General features: G+C 46.2%; 23 protein-coding genes and 1 riboswitch. Of the genes, 14 read left to right on the forward strand and 9 right to left on the reverse strand.

What is annotated here, in order from left to right:
• Window positions 1-288 precede the first annotated feature (288 nt).
• The 8 genes from CWE08_RS10415 to CWE08_RS10450 all read left to right on the forward strand — a co-directional run bounded on the left by CWE08_RS10415 (window position 289) and on the right by CWE08_RS10450 (window position 9,513).
• Window positions 289-1,995, forward strand: coding sequence for a cyanophycinase (locus CWE08_RS10415; RefSeq protein ID WP_126768060.1), 1,707 nt, complete (start codon window positions 289-291; stop codon window positions 1,993-1,995).
• A 78-nt stretch (window positions 1,996-2,073) separates the two neighbouring features.
• Window positions 2,074-2,182: riboswitch (TPP riboswitch) on the forward strand.
• A 94-nt stretch (window positions 2,183-2,276) separates the two neighbouring features.
• Window positions 2,277-4,403 carry a TonB-dependent receptor gene (locus tag CWE08_RS10420; RefSeq protein WP_126768061.1) on the forward strand — a complete coding sequence of 709 codons (2,127 nt, stop codon included), beginning with the start codon at window positions 2,277-2,279 and terminating at the stop codon, window positions 4,401-4,403.
• Window positions 4,404-4,510: 107 nt separating this feature from the next.
• Window positions 4,511-4,765: a YkoF family thiamine/hydroxymethylpyrimidine-binding protein gene (locus CWE08_RS10425; protein ID WP_126768063.1), complete on the forward strand. Its 255-nt coding sequence runs from the start codon at window positions 4,511-4,513 to the stop codon at window positions 4,763-4,765.
• Entirely contained in the window at window positions 4,758-5,396 is a 639-nt protein-coding gene (gene pnuC, locus CWE08_RS10430; protein ID WP_126768064.1) for a nicotinamide riboside transporter PnuC, read from the forward strand. Before CWE08_RS10425 ends, pnuC begins: the two co-directional genes overlap by 8 nt.
• A 26-nt stretch (window positions 5,397-5,422) precedes the next feature.
• Complete coding sequence (locus CWE08_RS10435; RefSeq protein ID WP_126768066.1) at window positions 5,423-6,214, forward strand: phosphotransferase; 792 nt, start codon at window positions 5,423-5,425, stop codon at window positions 6,212-6,214.
• A 91-nt stretch (window positions 6,215-6,305) separates the two neighbouring features.
• Window positions 6,306-7,661, forward strand: coding sequence for an MFS transporter permease (locus CWE08_RS10440; RefSeq protein WP_126768067.1), 1,356 nt, complete (start codon window positions 6,306-6,308; stop codon window positions 7,659-7,661).
• A 12-nt stretch (window positions 7,662-7,673) separates the two neighbouring features.
• Window positions 7,674-8,786, forward strand: coding sequence for a sensor histidine kinase (locus tag CWE08_RS10445; RefSeq protein ID WP_198677156.1), 1,113 nt, complete (start codon window positions 7,674-7,676; stop codon window positions 8,784-8,786).
• A gap of 40 nt (window positions 8,787-8,826) precedes the next feature.
• The gene (locus CWE08_RS10450) at window positions 8,827-9,513 is read left to right on the forward strand and encodes a response regulator (protein ID WP_126768070.1); all 687 of its coding nucleotides are present in this window, start codon (window positions 8,827-8,829) and stop codon (window positions 9,511-9,513) included.
• A 3-nt stretch (window positions 9,514-9,516) separates the two neighbouring features.
• Here the strand turns inward: CWE08_RS10450 and CWE08_RS10455 are convergent, their stop codons facing one another.
• The 6 genes from CWE08_RS10455 to pheA form a co-directional block, all read right to left on the reverse strand.
• Window positions 9,517-10,875: a TrkH family potassium uptake protein gene (locus tag CWE08_RS10455; RefSeq protein WP_126768072.1), complete on the reverse strand. Its 1,359-nt coding sequence runs from the start codon at window positions 10,873-10,875 to the stop codon at window positions 9,517-9,519.
• Window positions 10,872-11,525, reverse strand: a complete 654-nt coding sequence (locus tag CWE08_RS10460) for a potassium channel family protein (protein ID WP_126768073.1) — start codon at window positions 11,523-11,525, stop codon at window positions 10,872-10,874. The genes CWE08_RS10455 and CWE08_RS10460 overlap by 4 nt, the downstream gene beginning before the upstream one ends.
• Window positions 11,526-11,660: 135 nt before the next feature.
• A complete protein-coding gene (gene trhO / locus CWE08_RS10465) occupies window positions 11,661-12,581 on the reverse strand; it encodes an oxygen-dependent tRNA uridine(34) hydroxylase TrhO (RefSeq protein WP_126768075.1) in 921 nt (306 codons plus the stop codon).
• A 309-nt stretch (window positions 12,582-12,890) separates the two neighbouring features.
• Complete coding sequence (locus CWE08_RS10470) at window positions 12,891-13,364, reverse strand: Dps family protein (RefSeq protein WP_126768076.1); 474 nt, start codon at window positions 13,362-13,364, stop codon at window positions 12,891-12,893.
• Between the two features lie 157 nt (window positions 13,365-13,521).
• Window positions 13,522-15,321, reverse strand: a complete 1,800-nt coding sequence (locus CWE08_RS10475) for an ExeM/NucH family extracellular endonuclease (RefSeq protein ID WP_126768078.1) — start codon at window positions 15,319-15,321, stop codon at window positions 13,522-13,524.
• Between the two features lie 49 nt (window positions 15,322-15,370).
• A complete protein-coding gene (gene pheA / locus CWE08_RS10480; RefSeq protein WP_126768080.1) occupies window positions 15,371-16,534 on the reverse strand; it encodes a prephenate dehydratase in 1,164 nt (387 codons plus the stop codon).
• Window positions 16,535-16,733: 199 nt separating this feature from the next.
• On the opposite strand from pheA, the gene CWE08_RS10485 reads away from it, so the two are divergent.
• The 4 genes from CWE08_RS10485 (at window position 16,734) to CWE08_RS10500 (ending at window position 20,110) form a co-directional block, all read left to right on the forward strand.
• A complete protein-coding gene (locus CWE08_RS10485; protein ID WP_126768081.1) occupies window positions 16,734-17,327 on the forward strand; it encodes a hypothetical protein in 594 nt (197 codons plus the stop codon).
• 141 nt (window positions 17,328-17,468) lie between these two features.
• Window positions 17,469-18,101, forward strand: coding sequence for a uridine kinase (gene udk, locus CWE08_RS10490; RefSeq protein ID WP_126768083.1), 633 nt, complete (start codon window positions 17,469-17,471; stop codon window positions 18,099-18,101).
• Window positions 18,102-18,144: 43 nt separating this feature from the next.
• The gene (locus CWE08_RS10495) at window positions 18,145-19,356 is read left to right on the forward strand and encodes a NupC/NupG family nucleoside CNT transporter (RefSeq protein ID WP_126768084.1); all 1,212 of its coding nucleotides are present in this window, start codon (window positions 18,145-18,147) and stop codon (window positions 19,354-19,356) included.
• Between the two features lie 79 nt (window positions 19,357-19,435).
• Complete coding sequence (locus CWE08_RS10500; RefSeq protein WP_126768086.1) at window positions 19,436-20,110, forward strand: MlaC/ttg2D family ABC transporter substrate-binding protein; 675 nt, start codon at window positions 19,436-19,438, stop codon at window positions 20,108-20,110.
• 53 nt (window positions 20,111-20,163) lie between these two features.
• Here the strand turns inward: CWE08_RS10500 and CWE08_RS10505 are convergent, their stop codons facing one another.
• Window positions 20,164-21,204, reverse strand: coding sequence for a hypothetical protein (locus CWE08_RS10505; protein ID WP_126768087.1), 1,041 nt, complete (start codon window positions 21,202-21,204; stop codon window positions 20,164-20,166).
• A gap of 188 nt (window positions 21,205-21,392) precedes the next feature.
• Between CWE08_RS10505 and gorA the strand changes: the two genes are divergently transcribed.
• Window positions 21,393-22,748: a glutathione-disulfide reductase gene (gene gorA / locus CWE08_RS10510; RefSeq protein ID WP_126768089.1), complete on the forward strand. Its 1,356-nt coding sequence runs from the start codon at window positions 21,393-21,395 to the stop codon at window positions 22,746-22,748.
• A gap of 36 nt (window positions 22,749-22,784) precedes the next feature.
• Here gorA and CWE08_RS10515 read toward each other — a convergent pair whose 3' ends face one another.
• A complete protein-coding gene (locus tag CWE08_RS10515) occupies window positions 22,785-23,468 on the reverse strand; it encodes a DNA-3-methyladenine glycosylase I (RefSeq protein ID WP_126768091.1) in 684 nt (227 codons plus the stop codon).
• Between the two features lie 272 nt (window positions 23,469-23,740).
• Here CWE08_RS10515 and dsbG point away from each other — a divergent pair, with 272 nt between their 5' ends.
• Window positions 23,741-24,517, forward strand: a complete 777-nt coding sequence (gene dsbG / locus CWE08_RS10520) for a thiol:disulfide interchange protein DsbG (protein WP_126768092.1) — start codon at window positions 23,741-23,743, stop codon at window positions 24,515-24,517.
• A 63-nt stretch (window positions 24,518-24,580) separates the two neighbouring features.
• Here the strand turns inward: dsbG and CWE08_RS10525 are convergent, their stop codons facing one another.
• Entirely contained in the window at window positions 24,581-25,297 is a 717-nt protein-coding gene (locus CWE08_RS10525; protein ID WP_126768094.1) for a YebC/PmpR family DNA-binding transcriptional regulator, read from the reverse strand.
• Window positions 25,298-25,319 lie beyond the last annotated feature (22 nt).

Below are 25,319 nucleotides of genomic sequence, written 5' to 3' on the forward strand. Positions count from 1 at the left end.
ACAAGAGTTGTTAGCTGGGTTCCTATTCGTTCCACCACTCCGAGAGGTAAAAGCTCTGGTAGTGATAGGTTGATAAACGTAACGCTTTTTTCAACATAATTTAAAAAGCTTGCGCTATCTCCTAGTGAGTTGTAACTATAAATAATAGAGAGCCGGCGAGCGAATTGCAACATCGGCTTTACATATGGTTTAGCATTCGTTTTCTTAACTGTCAACGAAATGAAATTTTTCTAACGCGCAGCTGAATCTAATTTATTAATGATATTAAGGGCCTTAATTGGGTGGAATATGTTTGTTGTTAAGCAGTTTAAGTATCTATTATTTATCTATTTTATTTTTAACTTCGGCGTTTCGCTAGCTGCTTCGGAAGCAACATCAGAGGATGCAAACCTCGAAGCGTTTGAATGGAATTTGATGTTGGTGGGAGGCTCGATGAACACCTGCTCGAGTATGGCGCCCGGGCGGTGTGCGGATACATCTTGGATTGATCCAGAAAAAATGCGGACGACAAATTTCGTGGATGTAAGCGATGAAAATATCCAACGAATTTTAGCAGAAGTGAACTGGCAAGGTGATGCAGAAATCAGGGCTAAAGTTGCTGAAATGCTCGCATCAGCGAAGCGGCGTTTTGCGGGTAGATCGGCAACAATGGAGGATTTTACCGGATTTTTCCGCGATCTTTATACAAACCTGTGGCGTGAGGTTACCACGCCGCAGTGGTATTTGATTCGCGATAATTTGCAAGCTACTGAACAGCCAGATCAACATGAAATCAGCAGGCCTGAATTGAGCAAGGAGGCTGAAGGAGCGGATTTGTTTGCCGCCTTTGCACAACGCGCTAAATACTTAGCTGACGCGCAAAACCAAGAGCCGCTCGTGTTAGTGGTTACGGCATCGGGCAGGGATAGTTTCGATGCCGTCGATTTCTATTTAGACACGTTTCGCTCTCAAGGCGTGCAAGCCCAATGGTTGCCAATCGATGCGGCTTTTGGGCACGCGGTTGCAGCAAATAACTGCGAGGCTATCTCGCAGTTGCGCGAAGTGCATCAACAAGCCTTCGCACGGGAACGTGTTTACCCATGGCTTGCTGAACAACAGAAAAAGGCCTGTGAGAATCCAGAAATGCTCTTATCGCTGATTGCAAAGGCTCAAGGTGTGTTTATCAATGGTGGTGATCAATCATTAACTCGGCAGGCTTTTTACTCGCCAAATGGTAACGCCAGCAGTTGGTTTACTGCGATTCGAGCACGTATGAATGAGGGAATGATGGTTGCGGGCGGAACGAGTGCAGGCACAGCTGTAATGTCCGGTGCGCCGATGATCAGCAACGGTAGCAGCGAGGCGGCTTTGCGTGAAGGTGCTTTTGCCATGGCGCAACCACCAGCGGCTGATTGCGCTCGTTTTGCAAATTGCGAGCCTGCAGTTTCTGCAAATAGCCTCACTTATCACCCTCAAGGTGGTTTAGGGTTGTTCCCATTTGGTATTTTAGATACTCATTTTTCTGAGCGCGGAAGGCAAGGGCGGTTATTATCACTCCAACATGCAACAGGTACACCATTGGGTGTGGGCGTGGATGAAACAACCGCGTTGTTGGTAAACGCACAATCGGGTGAATTTCGAGTGCAGGGAGCTCACGGTGTTTTCATTCAGGGCTTTCCTGAAGAAACAGAAAGTGGCGTGCTTGCGCGGTTTAGCTATTTACGCAATGGCAGTGGCGGTCGATTTTCTCAAGAAAAGGCGCTCACTGAGGCTTTTTTCAGCACTGAGGCGAACTTAGATGCCGGGGCGAGTGGCTCGCATGAGTTTTTGCGCGACCGCTCGATAACGGCCGCTTTGGCCACATGCGATTCCGAGGCAAATACGGCTCATTATTATCGTGAGCAACAAGATTTAAGCGTATTGATCGTGTTTGATGAGTATACCCAAAGAGCGCATAGTGAAGGCGCTTGCGAAATAGTAAATGGTATTATTCATTTTGCGGCTGAAAGTGATTAACTGGCGCGTTGCTTGCCTGTGTTTGCAAAGAGCCGCGCATTGGGTATACTGCGCGGCGTTGCAGTGAATAACTGACAACAATTACCAAAGGGGTGCCAAGCTTTTTATAAGTGAGGCTGAGATACGTAGTGAACTCTTTGTACCTGATCCGGTTAATACTGGCGTAGGGATTGGTAATCAGCATCTATCGTTGGCACATAACTACACTTGCCAGCGATCTCACCAATACAGCGTTTAACCGGATCTCATCTTTAAAGCATTATCAAAAGAAGAGATCCCAAATGAAACTAACACAAATTTCTCTCGCGGTTGCTACCGCACTTTCCATTAGCTCGGTTGCGATGAGCAGTGTTGCCATTGCTGATGAAGCGCCTACCGATTTGAAACAAAATATAGAACGAATTACCGTAACGGGTGATTTTCGTAGCCGAGGCATTGAAGATGTGGCGGCGAGCGTTTCTGTTTTATCGGCGCACGATTTAAACAACCGCGCTGCGGCTCATATTGAATCAGCATTAATGATGGCTCCGAACGTGAATTTAGCCGCGGGCGCCTCGAGAGCCAGTTTTGTGCAAATTCGCGGTATCGGCGAGCGTAGCCAATTTGTTGATCCAATTAACCCCTCGGTTGGCTTGGTTATTGATGGCATAAATTACAGCGGGTTAGGTGCGGCCGGTACTCTGTTTGATATTGGCCAAGTTGAAGTATTCCGCGGCCCGCAAAGTACTCGTTTCGGCGCTGATGCCATGGCCGGAATGATTTATTTGCAGAGTGAGGAAGCCACTTATGCTCCATCAGGGCAGTTTGAAACCATGTGGGCGAACTATAACTCTTATGCGGCAGGGGTTGCCTTTGGTAATCGCGTTACCAACAACTTGGCGGTGCGCGGCTCATTGTATTCGAATGTGAGCGATGGTTTTATCGAAAACATTCACCTTAATCGCGAAGATACCCAAGATATTGATGAGCTTACGTTGCGTTTGAATGCTACTTGGGATGTAAGCGATGATTGGCACTTACAGCTTACTTATCATCGGTTTGATATTGATAATGGCTACGATGCCTTTAGTTTAGATCGGAACCGGCAAACGCTTTCTGATACACCTGGCCGCGATACATTAGATAGCCATGCCGGCAGAGTAGCGGCTACCTTTACAGGGGCAGAAGGTTATGAACTGCAGCTGTTTGCCAGTTATTTGCAGGCAGATTCGGAATACAGTTTTGATGAAGATTGGGCATTCGAGGGTATTCGCCCAGAACTTGAATATAACTCATTCGATGCCTATTTTCGTGAGCGCGATCAGCTTGAACTAGAATCACGGGTGCTTTCAGCCGCGCCAGTTTCAGTGTTTGGTGTTGATACCGATTGGTTAGTGGGTGCTTACTTCCAAAAGCGCCAACAAGATTTAACCCGCGAATATACCTACTTAGATGTGCCCTTTGCGAGCACTTACGATACCGAGCGCACCGCTATTTATGCTGAACTGCAGCAAGCGCTTACCGATCGGTTACGTTTAACCTATGGGCTGCGATGGGAGCGTTACAGCAATGAGTATTTGGATAGCCGCAGTATCGCCGCAGCACCAAGTGATAGTGCGCTAGGTGGCCGTGCTAGTTTGGAATATAGCCTAGCGCCGATGCAGCAAGCGTATGCGAGCCTTACCCGAGGCTTTAAAGGGGGTGGTGTTAACGGTGAAGCGTTAGGTCGAGTAGAAGATCGAAATTTAGAAGAGCATCGTGAATTTCTTGAATCGCGCGCCACTTTTGCCCCGGAATATCTTACCAGTGCGGAAATTGGCTATAAGGCTTTTTTACCGGAGCATAATTTACGTGTGCACTTAAACGCCTTTTACAGCTGGCGCGATGATATGCAGGTAAACGCCTATGTAGAGCGAAGTGCGGTGTTCGTTAGCTATTTAGATAACGCATCAGATGGCAAAAACTATGGTTTGGAAGCGCAGTTTGATTATCTGCCGAGCGATTCTGTGCGAGTATTTTTAAATCTCGGTTGGTTGGCTACTGAATTGAACAATCTTGTATTGCAAGATGGCACCAATTTAGCGGGCCGTGATCAGGCCCATGCACCAAGCTACCAAGTGAACCTGGGCTCAGAGTTATTATTGCGAGAAGGGCTTACACTTCGCATTGAAATGGATGCGCGCGATAAGTTCTATTATTCCAACAGCCATGATGAGCAATCAGACAGCTATCAGCTGTTTCATGCACGTTTGAACTATCAATTGCAGAACTGGGAATTCAGTTTATGGGCTCGGAACTTATTTGATAAAGATTACACTACGCGTGGTTTCTTTTTCGGTAATGACCCGCGCAAAGATTATGCACCAGAAAACTACGTGCAATACGGAGAGCCACGCCGAGTGGGAGTTACCGCGCGTTATCGTTTCTAAATTCGCCTTAGGTTTGCCGTACTTTCGGCCTATTTTAATAATGACAAGAGGAGAGGCTTTGGATGTGTGAGCCGAAGCTCTCCTCGCTAAAATTAAAAGGAAACACCATGCAATTATCAGCTGAAATTAGCTTATATCCACTAGCTGAAGAATACCGCCCAATTATTCAAGAATTTGTGGAGCGCTTGGCGGAACATAAAGAATTAACGGTAAACACCAATACCATGAGCACACAGATTTTTGGTGAGTATCGTGCGTTAATGACAACACTTACCGATGAATTGGAGCGGGTTTATCAACAAATTCCGCCACAAGTATTGGTTTGTAAGTTCATTAACCGCGATTTAAATCCAAATGGATAGGCTATTAGAATTATTGGCGCTTTCTTCGCCCGCAGAATTAGTGGCGGTGAGTTTAGCGATTGCCTATGTGATTTTGGCAATTCGGCAAAGCCTTTGGTGTTGGCCGGCCGCCGCAATTAGCGCCAGTATTTACACGGTTTTGTTTTTTACTGGCCGATTATATATGGAATCTGTGCTGCAGGTTTTTTATGTAATTATGGCCGGCTATGGTTATTGGAGCTGGGTGCAAGGGAAGGCAACAGTTGAGGCAGATGAGCATGGGCGCCGCGCCCAAACCCTAGCAATCAGCCAATTGCGTTGGCAGTGGCATGCATATTGGGGCATAGCTTTGCTGGCCATTAGTTTACTTCTGGGCTTTACCCTAAATCGTTATACCAACGCCGATATGGCGTACATTGATACCCTCACTACAGTATTTAGCTTCTTTGCTACCTTCCTTGTAGCAAGAAAGGTTTTAGAGAACTGGTTATATTGGATAGTGATTGATGTAGTATATATAGGCCTATTTTGGGTGAAGGGTTACCATGCCACCGCGTTGTTGTTTGTTGTTTATGTAATAATGGCTGCGATAGGGTATTGGCGCTGGCGCCAAGATTTTCAGCGAAACTTGGCATATGCTCAACCTAGTTAATTCTGCTACTAAAAGGAAAAAAATCTATGGCATTTCCAACCTGGTGTCTGGCCCATTTGCCGGTGCATGGTGTTTGGAAAACGCGTTCGGTAGGCAAAGATCTTGCTAATGCCACTTGGTGTATTGAAAGTGATGAACATCGCTTTTTAGTGAAGCAATACGCCCACGATAGTGCATTTGGAAGAGCTACCGGCGAAGCTGTAGAAACTGATATCAAGCTTGCCGAAATGGGCATAGCCCCCGCCATCATTTTTACCGATAGTGAACGCGGTGTTGTGATTACCGAGTGGCTAACGGCTGAACCTCTTGCTGCAATTTTTGATCCGCTAGCTCGTGCTGAAAAGTTAGGTTTAGTGCAACAAAAAATTCATCAACTCACGCCCGATATTCAACCTTGGTCGTTGTGGAAGCGCGTGATAGGTTATTGCAATGCCCTTGCCGTATTGAAGCCGGGACAAGGGGCGCAGGCACGAGAAGATTGTGAAAGCTACAAAGCACTCTTCGCCGCTTGGCAACTCGGGCCGCGCGTATTTTGCCATCATGATCTAAATGCTGAACATGTTTATAACGAGCCGGAAACCAAAGTAATTGATTGGGAATACGCGGGCTACGGCCACCCCGGTTTTGATGTTGCATCTACTATTGTAATAAATGATTTTTATGACGATGAAATAGAAACGTTTTTACACGCCTACAACACCAATTCGGAGGTTCTAGTAAGCCGAGAGGAGTTGCGTGATTGGATTCGGCTTATTGCATTGATTAATCGTATTTGGTTTGCATTACAAAGCGCTTTAGCCGAAAGTACAGATAGTTAAAGTGGCTTACGTATAGCCTAGGCTGAGTATGGAGCCGGATGCGGTAATGCTGGCTTAGCCAAATTTTTCGCCATGGTTACAGGAGCGAACAATGAGCAAAGAATCGGAAAACGATATCACCGATCGTATGTACCAATTCTTATCGGAAGATGAAGATGCCCGCGTGTGTAAAGATATTCCCGATGAAGCCTGCGGTGAGCAACCCACGGCATTCGTACTCCACCTTCTTTCATTAACCCTTACCAAACTCGGTGATTCCATTGTAAGCGCTCGCTTAGTGCTACCTTGGATGCTCTCTGTTGTGGGCGCGCCAGCTTTTTTTATCAGTATGTTAGTGCCTCTCCGTGAATCATTATCGTTATTGCCGCAGCTCTTTGTGGCTCAGCGTATGCGCGAACAACCGGTGCGGAAGTGGTTTTGGGTAGCCGGTAGCCTAGGCCAAGCGCTGGCGCTAGTTCTTATGGCCGCGGGTTTTCTGATGCTCAGCGATTATGGTTTATTAGGCTGGCAAGCAAGCGCAACTACGTTCGGCTGGTGGGTAATTGGCTGGCTAATCGTTTTTAGTTTATCTCGCGGTATTTGTTCAGTAGCTAGTAAAGATGTGTTGGGAAAAACTATATCGAAAACTCGGCGTGGCCGGCTTACCGGTTTAGCCGCTACAACGGCTGGTGTGCTCACTTTAGCCACCGCGATAGTGATCATATTTGCCCCCGAGGTTGAAGGCAGCTATGTGTTATTCATTGCGTTACTACTTGCTGCCGCTGCACTTTGGTTGGTTGCCGCCGTATGTTACGGCCGCATTCCAGAGACACCGGGCGCTACTGAGGGGGGCGGCAATGCTATCACCGAGGCCGTTAAATCGATTGCATTGATCTGGCAAGATAAGCAATTCGGCCAATTTGTGGCTACGCGAGCCCTGCTGGTTTCTTCCGCGTTCTCGATACCTTACATTGTGGTACTGATTCAGCGCCAAAGCGCCGGAGAGCTTACCGGTTTAGGTGGCATGCTGCTTGCAAGTGGTTTAGCAGGCATGTTGGCAGGGCGCTTCTGGGGCCGTTGGTCGGATAGCGCGAGCAATCATGTTATGGCCGCAGCCGCCTTTATGGCCTCGGCGGTAATGGCAATCACTTTGCTTATGGATTTCACCGCGCAGGCCTGGCTTGGCCAAGTATTAGTGGGTGGCGGTTTAATATTCCTAGCGGCGGTAGCCCACCATGGCGCACGCCTAGGCCGCAAAACCTACCTTGTGGATATGGCCAACCAAGAAAACCGAGCGCAATACACTGCCGTAAGCAACACGGTAATCGGCATTTTACTGTTGCTTGGCATGCTGCTCGGCGTGCTCGATGAATTAGCCGGAACTCATGCGGTGCTTGGGCTACTCATCGTTGTGGGCGTAATAGCCGGCGTTCGCGCACTTACGTTGCCGAACGTAACCGACCAGTAACGGGAGCTGTCATTGCAACGCTATTTTCCTCTGATACAAGGCACACCACAAGCGATTGCGGCAGGAGCGGCGTGGGTTGTTATCGCGACCCTTTTGGGAGCTTTGTTTTTACCCTGGCTAACGATCGGTAACATATCCTTATTATATGTTGCAGGAATTGTTTTCGTGGGTGTTCAGGGAGGGTTAGTTGCGGCGATTACCACGGCAATTATAAGTTTTTTGAGCTTTAATTTCTTTCTTACCAGCCCGCAGTTTACGTTTCGTGTGGATTCTCAAGACGATATTATTACGCTAGTTTTTATGATGGCCTTTAGTTTGCTGGTGGCACCCGCTGCATCATTAATTCGCAAGCAGATCATAACAACAGAATCTTTGCGCAAAGCAAAGTTAGAAACTGAAATGGAGCAGTTAAAAAACGCGCTTTTATCGTCAGTTTCACATGATTTACGTTCTCCGCTGAGTGCCATTATGGGGTCTGCTGAAATGCTTCGCGATAAGCAAAGCGTGCTTTCGGATGACAACAAGCACGAGCTGGTTAGCGGCATTTACATGGAAACGAAGCGGCTAGATAAATATATTCAAAACCTTCTTGATATGACCCGATTGGGTTACGGCGAGCTTGAATTACAGCGAGATTGGGTAACGCTAGGCGATATTATTGCTTCGTTAACTAAACGGTTAGCCCGATACCCCGTTCGATTAGATAATAATGAATACCGCCATGTTCCCCAGTTTGATGTTGTTCTGCATGATCATGATGCGCTTCTGTATGTTCATGCGGCATTGATCGAACAAGCCCTTTTCAATATTGTAGAAAATTGTTGTCGTTTCACGCCGGTAAATATTCCCGTACGGATTCGTTCTTATTTGATAACTACTGATACGCTAAGAATAGAGGTTGAAGATGAGGGGCCGGGAATACCGGAAGGTGAAGAAGAACAGATTTTCACGATGTTCTGTTCAAAAGGCTCTAACCTTAATGAGAGCTCGCCAAGAGGAATGGGGCTTGCAATCAGTAAAGGTATGCTAGGTGCTCATGGTGGCTCTTTAAAAGTAGATACAGAATACGCAATGGGAGCGCGGTTTATAATCGACTTACCAATGCATAGAAACGAGAATAAATGAACGTGCATCATCGTTGAGTCGGGTGGTAAGTAGAGGCGTTGTGAGCAGTAAAGTTCTAATTGTTGAAGATGAAGCGAATATTCGCCGAATGTTACAAATTGCTCTTCATAGCGAAGGCTATCAAGCGCTTGAGGCTGAAAGTGCATTTGCAGCAAAGCAGTGGCTGAATACCACAGCGTTTTCCTGCATTCTTCTCGATCTGGGGCTCCCTGATGAAGATGGGAAATCGCTGGTGCGTTTTATTCGAACGCTAGTTGATACACCTATCATCGTGATCTCGGCGCGAGAGCACGAGCAAGAAAAGATTGCGGCACTCGATGCAGGCGCAAACGATTATATTACAAAACCTTTCAATGTAGGTGAGCTGTGCGCGAGAATTCGTGCAGCAACCCGCAGTAAAAAAGTAATTGAAGTAGCTGAGCAGCTAAGCGACAAACTTTTAACCATCGATTTCGCCGCTCGTTTGGTAACCCTAAATGGTGAGGTGGTTGAGTTAACTCGTAAAGAGTATCAGGTGCTTGAAGCACTCGCGCGCGCACCTGAAAAAGTAGTTACCCAAACCCAATTGCTATGTGATATTTGGGGGCCAACGCACGCCGAAGATAGCCATTATCTCCGTATCGTTATCAGCCATTTGCGCCGTAAACTAGATTGCCGGGAATTTGATCACGACCATCATTATATCCACACCGAACAAGCCGTAGGTTATCGGCTCAAGCTTTTATAACGGTTAACCAATCGGTACTTTTACCTCAGGATAACCTAAGTGCTTAGGTTTCGGGCTAGCAAGAAAATAAGCCATAGTGAGCGGCCCCAAACGACCAACGAACATGAGCACCATAATCAGCACTTGCCCGAATATTGATAAATCGCCTGTGAGTCCTCGCGATAAACCAACTGTGCCAAATGCCGATACCGCTTCAAATACCACGTCTAAAAACGGTTCATGCTGAAGAACCGTAAGTAGAAATATAGCAACCCAAATGAGCGCTACAGATATCAAAGTTAGCGCTAATGCCTTACGAACCGTGTTACGTGGAATAGTGCGGCCTAATAAAACAACTTCATCACGCTGGCGCAGATAAGCGTAAGTTGCCATAACCAACACGATGAATGTCATGACTTTGATGCCGCTAGCGGTACTTAATGAACCACCACCAATAAACATCAGTAACAGCATTAAAGTGGTTGTACTGTCTTCTAAAGCGCTAATATCGATAGTATTAAAGCCTGCGGTGCGAGTTGTGGTTGCTTGGAACCATGCCGCCCACCATTGCTCCGATGATGTTAGTGAACGCAGGGTTTCTGGGTTATCTAGTTCGAGTATAAAAATAATTAGCATCGCGAAAACGTTGATCAATACCACGCTTGTAAGCAATGCTTTGCTGTAAATGCTGAGCTTTTTCCAGCGTCGCTGCTGCCAAATATCCATCCATACGCCGAACCCCAAACCACCGGTAATAAACAAACCGGTGATAATGATGTTAATCGCGGGGTCGCCGACATACGGCATTAGGCTGTTAGCATCGAGAGCAAATCCGGCGTTATTAAAGGCTGAAATTGCATAGAAGAAACTATGAAATAATGCTTGTTGCCAGGCCATCTCAGGCAACCAGCGCAAAAATAAGATGAGCATTCCCGCGCTTTCAACGATTAAAGCGAAAACAATTACCGCCTTCGCTGTTTGTACCACAGTGGCCCACGATGTTTGATTAAAAGCGGCTGTTGCAATGATCTGTTGCCGGAAACCGATTTTGCCACCAATCGCTATCAGCGCAACGATCGCGAAGGTCATTAAACCAAGACCTCCGGCTTGAATTAGTAAAGCAATAATAAGCTGCCCGAACATGGTGAAATCAGTGCCGGTATCAACAACAACTAGCCCGGTAACCGTAACTGCTGAGGTAGCAGTAAAAGCTGCTTCAAGTAGTGAAATATTGGAATTGGCAGACATCGGCAACATTAATAAAAATGTACCGATAACAATCAATCCTGCAAACCCTAGAGCTAGTATTGTGGGTGGGCTGAGCTGAATTTTCTTGCGGCTATGGTTAACTTTAGGGTGCAGAGCAATATAGCGGCTATTCATTTCAACAACGGCCCAAGTTTGGTGAGTACATCGCGAGCACCCACTAAAACTAAGTGATCTTTATTCTGCAGAGCAAAATTATCGTCGGGGTGATGGAATATCTCTATATCGCGTTTCACCAGTAGAATATTTACTTGGTTTCCTGTTGCTTTACGCAGATTCCCTACAGTTTTAGAGCTTATTTTCTCTGTGATGTTTACATCCACAATGTAGGTGTTGTGTCCTAATCCGATGTAGCTGTTGACCATTGGGTAGTTTAGCGATTGCGCTACGCGAATACCCATCTCTTCTTCAGGGTGAACAATATTACGCACGCCCAACTTACTGAGAATAGAGTGATGCGCAGAATCGCCCGCCTTAACCCATAGGCAACGAATTCCTAAATTTAAAAGGTTTAGAGTGCACAATAAACTGGCTTGTAAATCTTCACCAATTGCTACAACTATCCCATCACAATTACCAAGATTTAGCTCTTTAAGTGCGCGCTCATCGGTGGCATCAGCAATAATAGTTTGTGATAGGCGCTCTGCAAGAGGCTCGGCTGCTTTCGGGTCGATATCAATACCGAGCACTTCATTCCCAAGATGCATAAGTTCCAACGAAGTAGTAGTACCAAATCGGCCAAGGCCAATAACCGCAAAATACGCCATGATTATTCCTTTTTAAATCATATTAGACAGCCATTATTTTAAGAGGTAATGCGATTCGAAGGTGTAAAATTTCCATAAAAAAACCTCGAACTTCAGAAAAGCTCGAGGTTTCTATTGGTCGTTATTTGGCGTTAACTAACCTTCCAAACGCCCATCACGAATGTGTTTTTCGCCGCGTGCTTTGGCGAGTTGAACTTGCTTTTCGCGCTCAGCATAGCGTTCTTTCTGGCTTGGCGTGGTTTTATCAAAACAATGCGGGCAGCTTACGCCTTTTTGATATTGCTCTGATTGCATTTCTTCTTCTGTAATTGGCATGCGGCACGCGTAGCATTGATCATAAGAGCCTTGCTCCAAGCCATGTTTCACGGTTACCCGCTGGTCGAATACAAAGCACTCACCATCCCACATACTCTCTTCGGCGGGTACTTCTTCCAAGTATTTCAAAATACCGCCGTGTAGGTGATATACCTCGTTAAAGCCAAGTTCTTTTAGGTATGCCGTTGATTTTTCACAGCGAATACCGCCGGTACAAAACATGGCTACTTTCTTGTGCTTTTCTTTATCGAGGTGCTCTTTTACGTATTCAGGAAATTCTCGGAAGGTTTCTGTTTTCGGGTTGATGGCGCCCTTGAAAGTACCCACGGCATATTCGTAATCGTTGCGAGTATCGATAAGTAATACTTCAGGATCGCTAATAATGCGGTTCCATTCTTCTGGTGCCACGTAAGTGCCCACGATATTTTTCGGATCCACCCAATCAAGGCCCATGGTGACAATTTCTTTTTTCAATTTCACTTTGGTGCGGTAAAAAGCTTGGGTTTCGCTGGGAGATTCTTTGTGCTCGAGATCGGCAAAGCGGCTATCGCTTTTCAACCAGTTGAGCACATTATCGATAGCATTGCGGGTACCACAAATAGTGCCGTTAATGCCTTCGCGGGCGAGTAAAAGGGTGCCTTTCACCTCGTTTTCAGCCATTACATCGAATAATGGCTGGCGGAGTTCTTCATAATCATTGAGCTCTACAAACTTATAGAGCGCTGCACAAATATATTGCATCACTTTTTCCTTCGGCTGGCTGAATCGTAAATTCAGTGCGGTTAACTTTTTGTATTAATTTGGTGCGTTAATTTATTACGGTTAAATCAGTACGGTTTATTTAGTACGTTAACTCGGTAAGTGTGAAACGCGGCAGCATTATAACGAATAACAAATTACCTCGCTATGGCTCTGTATCACACAATTATTTTCAGCAGCAATAACTACCCGCAATAATTACCCGCAATACTACCAAGCAATGCCTTTGCACACACAAAAAAGCCACGGCAGCGTTAGCAAACCGTGGCTTTGAATAGATTTACCTGAGAATTAGCCTAGGTATGAAGTAAGCATCCAAGCTGTTTTCTCTTGTTGCGAGATGTAATCGCTCATCAAAGCTGAAGTGCCTTCATCGCCCAACTCCGCTGCCTCGGCTAAAATTTCACGCTGCAATTGGATTACGGCTTTGTAGCTTTGCAAGATGTGCTCAACACACTCACGGCCATCGTGCACATCTTTAGCTTCAGTAATGCTACTTTGCTCAAGGTATGCGGAATATGCATGGCGCGGGCGCTGGCCTAGAGTAAGAATGCGCTCTGCTACTTCATCAACTTTTAATAACAAATCGTTGTAGGTTTCCTCGAACTTCACGTGAAGCTCAAAAAATCGTTCACCACGCACGTTCCAATGAAAACCCCGAACATTCATATAAAATACTTGGTAATTCGCCAAGAGTTCGTTCAGCTTATCAGCTAATGCTTTTGCACCTTGCGCTTCCAAGCCAATAACATTTAATTGTTGCATATATAAACTCCTTCCGTGCGTTAAAAAAATGCGCTTAAACTTCTCAACGCGATTACTTGTATTCTATATATTAGCATTTCCGTATGTAATTACGAAGAATACTTATCTATCGTGCTATTCGCTTTTATCAATACAGCTATTATCAACTTTACGGTTATCAATTTAATTGCGCTGAATCAATAACCGTGATGATAGGATCGTGATCAGAGGAGCGGTACGGCGAAGGTGCATACCATTGCGCTTGTTGTTCCTCACTTTTACCACGGGTTGAGTATTGAAACGCAATTGGCTCATCGGCGTTAATATACCAATGGGCCATTCCTTGCACCGCATCCCATATTGAATCATGCACCAATACATGATCTAAACTGCCTTTCTCACCGCGAAATACATAAGAGTAACCATCGGTATCAAAGTAATTTGCAAGGTTTGGAAACCCGGCACCGGCCAATGCCGCAAGTGGATCTTCCATTTTGTAGGCGTTGAAATCACCGAGTACAACATAGTTACTATGATTTAAATCTTTGGGGTTGCTCGCTAACCAGCCTACTAACGCTTCGGCAGTTTCTACCCGCAACTGATTCCAGCAGGATTGGCCATCGTTTTGGTTTGCATTCTCATCATCAGGCTCACTTGGGCAACTGCCTTTCGATTTAAAGTGATTCGCCACTACGGCAATCTCTTTACCCGAGCTCTGGATTAAAAAGTTTTGTAAGAGTGGTGGCCGGCTACCCCAGCCGAATGGGCCTTCTGTTGTCCACTGTGCTTCACCGCGGGTGGTTACTCGGTCGTTGCGGTAAATAATGGCCTGAGTAATGGCATCACCACCGATTTGCTCGGCATCAGCGCTAACGTATGAATAAGGCGAGCCCGCAACGTTTGCATTCAGGCCGCGGGTTAAATCGGCGAGGGCACTGTATTCACCAAAACCATCATTTTCCATTTCCATTAACGCGTAAATATCAGCATCCATGGCTAAAATTGCCGCTATTGTTTTCGCCCGTTGGCGTTCAAATTCTTCCGGCGTATCGGCGCCTCGAGGTGTTGGGAAATCTCCACCTTGGCCATCACCATTAAAATAATTCAACACATTGAACGCAACTACCTTTAAATCACCCTCGGGTAACTCAGGAACACTTGTGCGCGGGTTGGTATGATTAAATGTTGGCTCTACTACTGGTTGAATGTGGTAATTATTACCAACGCGCACCAAAATACCTTCAATGTTGCCAACTTCATCGCCGCTACGAATGGAGTTTGCCATGCTCAGGCCGCCATTGGGGTAGCGCACCACCTCAGGGTTTTCCGCCCATGAACCATCATCGAGCACTAATCTGCGCGCGTTGTTGTAGGCTGTACGGGCTGAAACATCGGGGCCGGGCTGTTCTACTTGTGTGGCTGTCCATAACCGCTCTGTTGCAATATCAAGGGTTCCGAAGCGGCCTAGCTGGTAATGGCCAATCACAACCATATCCTGCTCCAACGCGATACGTTGGTGCAGATAGTTATCCAGCGTTTCGGTGTTTTGCAGTGGAAGGCTTACCGCCGTAGTGTTGATTTCACCGGTACCACAATTCGCAAAATCACTAATATCGGTAAGCTGCCAACCACCATAATAAGCATCAATATTGCCTGTTACTTGAACACGTTGGCCTTCAGAAACTTCGCCAATGAGAGCGCTATTAGCTACAAATGCGGCCCCATTATCGGCCTGAATGAAAAAACCTTGTAGGGCTTGCTCACCCTGAAATACGCCATGCACAACACCATTAACCGTAACGGACATGTTCTCGTTAGCGCGCACTAAATCACCTAGTTGAGCCAACTGGGCAGTTGTATTTTCACACTGCGCATCAACCATAGTATCGCGTTCAGCGGTACCGAAGGTGCCTGAGCATGCGGTTAAGGCAATAACAGCGGCGCTGGCGGAAGAAAATTTTAATAATTTAACGTTCATAAGTTTCGATATCCAAAATGATTTCAATAAGTGTAGCTAAGTTGTGAAATTAAGCACCAGAACTTTGCTCTGGCGCAATTACTCGCGTTGCTTTTACGCGTTCATCGGCGTAGCTGCCGAGTACTTTGATAAATCGTGTCATGGCTTTTAATTCACGTAAGGCATCTTGCCATTTTGGGCTTTGCTCGTGCACCGCTAAATCAACATAAAACAACTCTTCCCAAGGATTACCAGGCATGGGCCGCGATTCCAACTTAATTAGGTTGAGTTCATGCTGGCGCAAGATGATCAGCGCATCAGCAAGAGCCCCAGGTTGGTTGTGCGTGGCCATAATCAAGCTCGTGCGAGCGGGAACTTGCTGCGGTACATGGCAGGATTCACGCTGAATTAAGATAAAACGCGTTTGATTACCCGGTTGATCAGCTAAGTTTTGGGCAACTGCCACAAGATTAAACAATGCGGCACCGCTTTGTGAGCCTAAAGCAGCGATACCCGGCTCTGAGCTACTCGCTACTAATTCCATAGCGTGTGCTGATGAAGGGCAGGAAAGAACGGTTACATTGTCTAAATGGCTCAAATAACGAGAGCACTGGGCAATTGCTTGGGGGTGCCCATAAATCGTGTGTATATCTTTATCTTCATCACCTTTGGCCACCAAAAGTTGGTGCTCAACTGAGAGGTAGGTTTCGGCAACAATATGTAAGTGGGTGTGGCGAAGTAAATCGTATACTTCATTGATCGAGCCGGAAGTTGAGTTTTCAATAGGTAAGATGCCGAGGGTAGTATTGCCATCTTCTACAGATTTTAAAACATCATTGAAAGTTTCGCAGGAAATGCCTTGCAGGTTGCATTGGCGCCGGTGTGCATAACCCTGAGCGGCCAAGTGCGAGTAGCTTCCAGCAGTACCCAGATGAGCAATACTTAAGCTGCCGGTACCATCACCTTGCTGCATCCAAGCTTGTTGAGTAAGTACCGAATCTTCGATAATGATTTGGTACAGCCGAGTTAGATAGCTGGCATCCAAACCAAGCTCATTACCAAGTTTCATGAGGCGTAATAGTAAAGAGGCTTCGCGCTCGGTATCACGCACCGCGCCGGCTTTTTCGGCTTTACTACGGGCAACGGCTAACGCTACTTCACGGCGCTCGGCAAGCGCTTCCAGAATGCGCTTATCAATATCTTCAATGCGTGTTCGAAGCGATTGTAAATCCATAATTTCGCCCTCTATTTTGCTCTATTGCGGATTTTATTTGCAATTAGGCACCGATAATCTAGTGAAGTTATGAAGATACCATGAAATTTGTGTAAATTGGTGTGATATGTTTGCTTAGTACTGATGTTGATTAATCAATGCTGGGCTTGAGCCTGCTCGTGTTCATGGGGAAATGTGACGTATGCAAATGAGGAATAGCATGCTGGATTCGAAGTTCATAGTAAAAAACACCGGGCTGGTAGCTCTCGCTTTGTTATTAACAGCGTGTAGCGCGCCCGATGAACAACCACAGAAAGAGTTCTTTGCTGCACTTCAGAGCCTTTGTGATAACGCTTATGCCGGAGAGCGAGTGGTGGCGCGGCCGGGAAACGATCTCCTAAACGGTGATGAGGCCTTAATTGTGCATTTTCGGAAGTGTTCCGATAACCAAGTGCTCGCCCCTTTTCATATTGAACAACCAGAATCTGGTGATTGGGATCGTTCTCGTACTTGGATTTTTACGCAATATCATGATCACCTCAGCTTGAGCCATGATCACCGTGAACCAGATGGAACCCCAGCAAGTGAAACAGATTATGGTGGTGTTACCGAAGATGTGGGCACCGCTGAGCAGCAAATGTTTATATTTTCAGAGCGCCGCGGTGAGAACGATGAAACCTTAGGTTGGCGCATTGAAGTGGTGCCCGGTGAACGATATAGCTATGGCACTATGGCCGATGGTGAATGGACATGGCGTGTTGATTTTGATTTAACTGAAATCGTTGCTACGCCACCGAGCCCTTGGGGTTACTGATATTTACAATCAATGGTGTTCTGAAAAGTGAGTTTGCGATATAGAAAAGATGATTTACCGAATTACATGTTTATAAATGAGGCGTAATTCGGGATAATGTCGGCTATTGTGCAGTTAGCGATGTAAAGAATAGGGTTACTTGTGGGAAAAACAACGGTTATTGCCATTGCAGGGCCTTCGGCCTCTGGGAAAAGCTTATTTGCTTCAACGGTTTATCAAGAGTTAGTTGCGGAGCTAGGCGGCGAGAGGATTTCCGTGCTTTCGGAAGATGCGTATTATCGTGATCAAAGCCATTTATCGCTCGATCAACGTGTTCTTACCAACTACGATCATCCAAGTGCTTTTGAACATGAATTATTAGCGAGCCATTTGCAGAGTTTGCGTGATGGTGAAGCCGTTGAAATGCCGCAATATTCCTACAAAGAGCATACGCGAGTAAAAGATACGATTCCGGTAACGCCAGCTCGGGTTATCCTCGTTGAAGGTATTTTGCTACTCTGTGATCCGAAATTACGTGAGCAATTCGATATCTCTGTATTTATGGATACGCCGTTAGATATTTGTTTGTTGCGCCGAATAAATCGTGATATTGAAATGCGTGGCCGTTCCCTGAGCTCCATTACTGAGCAATATGAGCATTATGTTCGCCCAGCATTTTTTGAGTTTATTGCACCTTCGAAGCAATTTGCCGATCTTGTGGTTACCCGCGGCGGCCAAAATGAAATTGCCATTGATATTATTAAAACAAAAATCCGGCAGTTGTTAGCTGAGTAACGCTAATTAAACTAAATACCGGCGAAAAAAATAGGGAAACAGAATGATAAGCCTTATCGGAATGGCTGTGTTGTTACTGGTTGTATTTGCATTTTCAACAGCACGAAAGAGTATTCGGTGGCGTACCATCGTTTTAGCATTTGCACTGCAAGCGGGTTTAGGCGCTTTTGTGCTTTACGTGCCGCTTGGGCAAGATGTTTTGGGTGGCATAGCGTTTGGCGTTGCCAGTGTTATTGAATACGCCAATGCAGGTATTAGCTTTCTCTTTGGTGAGATTGGTGATTACTCACAGGGCTTTATTTTTGCCATTCACGTGTTAAGCGTTATTGTTTTCTTTTCATCACTTATTGCCGTGCTCTACCACATCGGCTTGATGACAAAAGTAATCAATTTGATTGGTGGTGGCTTACAAAAGTTGCTTGGCACTAGCCGCCCTGAATCTATGTCGGCTGCGGCTAATATCTTTGTTGGCCAAACTGAAGCGCCGCTGGTAGTACGCCCCTTTATTCCGAACATGACCCGTTCCGAGCTTTTTGCCGTAATGGTGGGTGGCTTAGCTTCAATTGCCGGTTCGGTGTTAGCCGGTTACGCTGGGTTGGGCATTGAACTTAAATACTTAATTGCAGCCTGTTTTATGGCAGCTCCCGGCGCTTTGTTGATGGCCAAAATAATAGTGCCGGAAACAGAAGAGCCGAACAACAACCTACAACACGTGCCAACAGAAGAGCGCCGTGCGAATGTTATTGATGCCGCAGCCTCTGGTGCATCCAGTGGTATGCAACTCGCACTCAACGTTGGCGCAATGTTGCTCGCGTTTGTTGCCCTTATCGCGCTGATCAATGGTGTGCTCGGTTATTTTGGCGGGTTCTTTGGCTATGAAGAGCTCACCATGCAGGTGATTTTTGGTTATATTTTCCAACCACTTGCTTTCATTATGGGTATCCCTTGGGATGAAGCCCAGATTGCTGGAAGTTTTATTGGCCAGAAATTAGTGATAAACGAGTTCGTAGCCTACTTAGATTTTGCGAATTTTAAAGATGATTTGAGTATGCAAAGCCAAATCATTATCACCTTTATGCTTTGTGGTTTTGCTAACTTCTCATCGATTGCTATTTTGCTCGGTGGTTTAGGCGGTATGGCTCCGAGCCGGCGTAAAGATATTGCAACGATGGGCATGCGCGCTTTGCTAGCTGCTACACTTGCTAACTTAATGAGTGCCTGTATTGCTGGGTTCTTTTTTGTTTTATCTACCTAGTTCATAGGTTAGTTAGATAGCAATGAAAGGTTTTAAAAAATAAACAAAGGAAGTGTTCTGTGAATCGAGGAGTAATCACATGAAGCAATTAACAATATGGATGAGTGCTATTTTGCTTGCGTTCACGATAAGTAACGCCGAGGCTCAGGAAATTGATACGAGTAATCCTTATAAGATGCTCGAGCAAATTGCTGAGCGCATGACGGTGCGTATCACCGAAGAGCGAAATGCTATTGAGAATAACCCAGGCTTTTTGCGCGATATCATGCGTGAAGAGTTATTGCCGCATTCTGATTATCAATTTGCCGCTCGCCAAGTATTAGGCCGTAATTGGCAACGCTTAGATGATAGCCAGCAAGAAGAGTTTGTGAGTGTATTCCGCGATTACTTGGTAACCACCTACGCGCGAGTTTTCACTCAGTATGATGAAACACGCCATAAAATTACCTTTGGCCGGGAAGGCGATTATGCCAGAGAGCGCAGAGTAACCGTGCGGGCACAGCTAGTTGAAGAGGGTGGGCGGCCACCGATTCGTTTAGATTTTCAAATGCAGCGCCGAAGCCCAGATGCACCTTGGATGGCATTTGATTTAGTGGCTGAAGGTGTAAGCATGCTGAATGCGCAACGCTCTGAAATGGAAGCGTCGCTGCGGCAAAATGGTGTTGATGGCACGATTGAGCTCTTGCGTGAGCGCGCAAATCGAGAAATTAATTTAGATGAAGATTTAGACGTATCAGATTTTACTAATGATTAATTGAATAAAGTTTTAAAGCCGGCCTCGATTTTTGAAATCGAGGCCGGCTTTTTTTAATCACCAAACCACATTTCAAACTCAAAGCCCACCAACCATTTGGCTTCTCGGCGTTGTGAGCGCTCTTCTCGCGGCCAATGTAAGCCACCAAATATCTCAAAATACAACCAATCGCGGGCAAACTGCCGCCGATGAATGGCTCGAACTCCCCATTCTCTTAGCGGTACTTCTTGTTTAGTTTCGCCTTCATACCAAATTTCGCCCGCTACCGCCTGTTCTTCAGCATACAGATGGTAAACCGAAAAAATTCCTTTCCAGCGAATACCATCAATACGCTCCGCGCGGGTAGCATCTATGGTGAAACGGCTGAGCCATTCAGGGCTCGCGCTTTTTTCCACATCTAGCCGTTGATTGAAGCCAAAGCCATCGCTATCTCGCCAAAATAAGCTCGAGCGAGTTCGAACTTGCGTGGCCTCGTTGATGCGATACTGGTAGAGGTAGCGGGCATGGGTGTACAAATCGGCTTTTAAGCCTCCGCGAATGCCAGCATTGATAGAAAACTGATTAGTTTCGCCTTGATTTGGATTGAAACCCAAGCCCACAATCCATTCCTCATCGCCACGATCAGAGGCGATTACCGAATCAAGGCGTGTATTTTCATCATCCAGAATAAAATCATCAAAGTTCGTTTGGCCAATAATGGCTGAGAAGCGCTCTTCAGTGTTGGGTAAAACGAATTCGGCACGAAAGCTTGAGCGTAACTTCCAGCCTTCGTATTGGCTCCACTCTGGCCGCAAAGATAGCCTACCTCGGCTATTATAATCGCCCTCAAATGCTCGGTTATTGCCAAAAAAATTATCAATCCAGCGAGCCGTATTATCTACTGAGCTTTCCACACCCGTTTGTAAACCATCAAGCCATTTCAATTCGAGAACTTTCTTTTCAGCCACTTCGATATCAGCAGCTTCATCGCCTTCCGTTGCTGGTGGCGTGGCAGGCACAGGCCGCAGTACATCAGCTTCTTGTGCGGCGGTGGGGCCGGCAAGAAACATCACTGGGAATAGCATAAGCACTGTATGCGTATATTTGCTATGCAAGCCGTTATCCTCAAGCAATCGATTTTTCACCTAGATGTTACAAAATTTAGGCATTTCTTTCCCTAGATTGCCCGAATGTAGAATGAACGTCCAGATTGCTTTAATCGAATTTACGTAAATTCAAAACATTCTTGACCGTGATACAATCAGCGCACGCACTAAATTAAATAGATGTAAGGAAAACAGCAATGAGCAAACACTTTGATTACTTGAGTATTGGTGCTGGTAGTGGCGGTATTGCCTCGGCAAATCGCGCTGCAATTCGTGGTGCCAAGGCGGCGGTAATAGAGGCCAAAGCAGTTGGTGGCACGTGCGTGAATGTTGGCTGTGTTCCAAAAAAAGTGATGTGGTATGGCGCGCACATTGCTGAGGCTGTTAAGTATAGCGAGGCCTATGGTTTTAAGCTGCAACAAAATGGTTTTGATTGGGGAACCTTGGTTAAAAATCGCGAGGCCTATATCGAACGCATTCATGGCGGCTACAAACGTGGTTTTGCTGGCAATGGCGTTGAATATATTGAAGGATTTGCCAAATTTGTGGGCCCCCATGAAGTTGAAGTAAATGGCGAGCGCATAACTGCCGACCATATCACTATCGCTGTGGGTGGGCGGCCGACGTTGCCGCCGGTTCCTGGTGCTGAGTACGGTATTGATTCAGATGGCTTTTTTGCGTTAACCGAGCAGCCGAAGAAAGCGGTTGTGGTAGGTGCTGGTTATATTGCCGTTGAGATTGCCGGTGTGCTGCATGCTTTAGGTACAGATACCCACTTATTAGTGCGGCAAGATCGGCCATTACGTTCCTTTGATCGGGATATTATCGATACCTTGATGGGCATTATTGAGCGCCATGGCCCAACACTACACCCGTTTTCAGAGGTGAAAAAAGTGGATAAAGGTAGCGATGGTTTGCTAACCATCACCACTATGAACGATGAAGAGATTACTAATGTTGATTGCTTAATTTGGGCGATTGGCCGCGAACCTGCAACGGATGCTATAGGGCTTGAAAATGCAGGCGTGGAAACGGATGAGCAGGGTTTTATTCGTACTGACAAATATCAAAATACCAATGTACCCGGTATTTATGCCGTAGGTGATATCACGGGTGAAGCGCAACTTACACCGGTGGCAATAAAGGCCGGCCGGTTGTTATCGGAACGCTTATTCAACAAAGATATGCCCGATGCGCACATGGATTACAGCCTGATTCCCACAATTGTGTTTAGCCACCCACCGATTGGTACGATCGGCCTAACCGAAGTTGAGGCGATTGCTGAATATGGCGAGGATCAGGTAAAGGCTTATAGTTCAGGGTTTGCGGCCATGTATAACGCAATTACACCCTATCGTGAGTTGAGTAACTTTAAATTGGTGTGTGTAGGCGAAGAAGAAAAAGTGGTAGGCCTTCACGGTATCGGTGAAGGCATGGATGAAATCTTACAAGGCTTTGCTGTGGCAATGAAAATGGGCGCTACTAAGGCTGATTTCGACGCCACCGTGGCATTGCACCCCACAAGTGCGGAAGAGTTCGTAACGCTTCGTTAGAGGCGCCGTTTTAAGCGTCCACACTAAGCGTCCACACTAAGCGCCCACACTGTAAGATAAAATACGAGATAAATGGGAAAAGGGTAGGCCAGTTTCTTTGTGCCACGCGTTAAAAGCCGTTTGCACTTGGGTGAGGCCTTTTTTACTGGTGGGTGAGGCATCGAGGAGATTGTGATTTTCTAGTGCGGTAACCACATCTGATGAAAGCACGTAACCATCCCACCCTACTCGGCGCAGAAAGTGTTGGGCAGTAGCGCCGCCTAAACGAGCACCGTATTTTTTCAACCACAGCAATAAACCTACTTGGTTATCGGAAGGCCACTGAGCGAGAAACTGGCCAAAACTGCCATGCTCCTCGGAAGCCTCAACAATCATTTGCGCATTTTGCGGTACGGTGAATATCTTCTGCATGTTGCGCACAATGCGTTCATCACGAGCAAGCGCCTCTAATCGCTCTGGTGGCACTTGCTGCCAATATACGGGAACAAAACCACTAAATGCTTCCTCAAAGCCTGCCCATTTATGATTGATAATGCGCCACACAAATCCGGCTCGGAAAACGCACGCAGTAAGTTCAGCGAGGTATCGATCATCACCTCGATTTGATAGCTCAGCGCCTGTGGCTATTTTCGGAAGAGTAGCTTGTATTGCCTTCTTGCTGCCTTTGCGAGCGATTGCGCGCTGATAAAAAAGTTGAAAACTGGGAATGCTAGTTGGCACATCGATTTCCTCATAGGCAAAGAGAAAGCTTAATATAACGTAATCAGTGCAGGCTGGAAACGGATTCTAAACGGATTTATTGAACCATTAGCTGTATAAACCTTGCCTTGAACACGTATTGATTTTGCTCGAACAGATAATAATCGGTAGAATCGATGCGCCTCTTATTTTTTAGTTGGATTGTAATCACGACCTGATTTGTGATGACATTCGAGACGCTGATTTGAATAGCCTCAAGGCTTATCATCGGCGATACACCAGTGGAGTACTAAATGCAGTATTGGAAGTTGTTAGCGTTAGCAGTGGTTGCCTATGCACTCGCAAATAGTAATGTACAAGCGAATACCGAGGAACTCCCAGCGCCAATTCAAACATTGGCGGAACAGGGCCTTACAATTGTTGATCAGTTCCCAGCGCCCGGCGGGTTAACTGGCTATGCCGCAGAATTTCAAGGGCAAGCTATAGCGCTCTACCTCACGGCGGACGGTGAACATGTAGTGGTCGGTAATATGCTTGATTCTGATGGCCGTGATGTTGCAGCCGATTCGCTCTATGATTTGGTAACAGGCCCCGCTATGGAGAGGGCTTGGGCGCAAATGGAGAATGCTACCTTACTCCAAGATGGTGACAAGGATGCGCCTCGTGTTATCTACACCATGACGGACCCAAATTGCCCATACTGCCATCGTTTTCGGGAAGCAGCTGAGCCGTGGATTGCGGCCGGCCAAGTTCAACTTCGCCATTTAATGGTAGGTATTATTCGCGAAGAGAGCCGCGCACAAGCTGCCGCGATTATGGGTTCACCAAATCCAGCCCAAGCTCTACAGGAGCATATAAGTCGTCGTGAGCGCGGCGGAATCGAAACCGTAGCGCGATTTGTGCGGATTGGAGAGCCTATTATTCGCGAAAATCACCGAGTCATGCAGCGCTTAAATTTAACGTCAACGCCGATCATTTATTTTCGTGATGGAAATAACCACGTGCAAATGGTTCGAGGTATGCCGCAGCCTCAGCAATTAGAGGCGATATTTGGGCCGCGGCCACGATAACTGTGATGGCCGGTTCTGTGCGTTGATTAGATAACTAAAAAGGGGCGAAGAAGCCCCTTTCATTTAGAAACGAGCGTTGTGATAAACGCGCTGTACGTCATCGCAATCTTCTAGCATATCTAAAAACTTTTCCATCATTGGCACATCATCTTCCGGAATATCCATGCTGTTTTGCGCTACAAACTGGATTTCATCGGTTTCAAATTCAATGTTGGGGAATGCCGCTAGAAGTGCTTGTTTGGTATTTGCATACTCGGTATGCGGCGCAAAAACGGTAACAACACCACTTTCAACTTCTACATCGGTTACATCAACATCGGCTTCCATAAGTGCTTCAAGCACTACATCTTCATCATCGCCAGCGAAACTGAAAATAGCGCAGTGATCAAACATATGAGCGGTTGTACCTGGAGCGCCAATTTTTGCTTTGCATTTAGTGAAACAATTACGTACATCACCAAAGGTGCGATTTGGATTATCGGTAAGGCATTCGATAATCACCATGCAATTACCTGGCCCAAAGCCTTCATAGCGAGCGGGCGAATAATCTTCACCGCCCACGCCGGCTGCTTTATCGAGGGCATTGGCAATCACGTGAGCCGGTACTTGGTCTTTGCGCGCGCGATCAATTAAACCACGCAGAGAAATATTGGTATCTGGATCGGAGCCTCCCGATTTCGCTACCACATATATTTCGCGGCCATATTTACTATACACTCGGCTTTTTGCAGTTGCTGTTTTGGCAATGGATTCTTTTCTATTCTGATAAGCGCGGCCCATAAAACCCTTCCGTTTAAATACT

Source organism: Aliidiomarina iranensis (assembly GCF_003987135.1).
Taxonomy (GTDB): Bacteria; Pseudomonadota; Gammaproteobacteria; order Enterobacterales; family Alteromonadaceae; genus Aliidiomarina; species Aliidiomarina iranensis.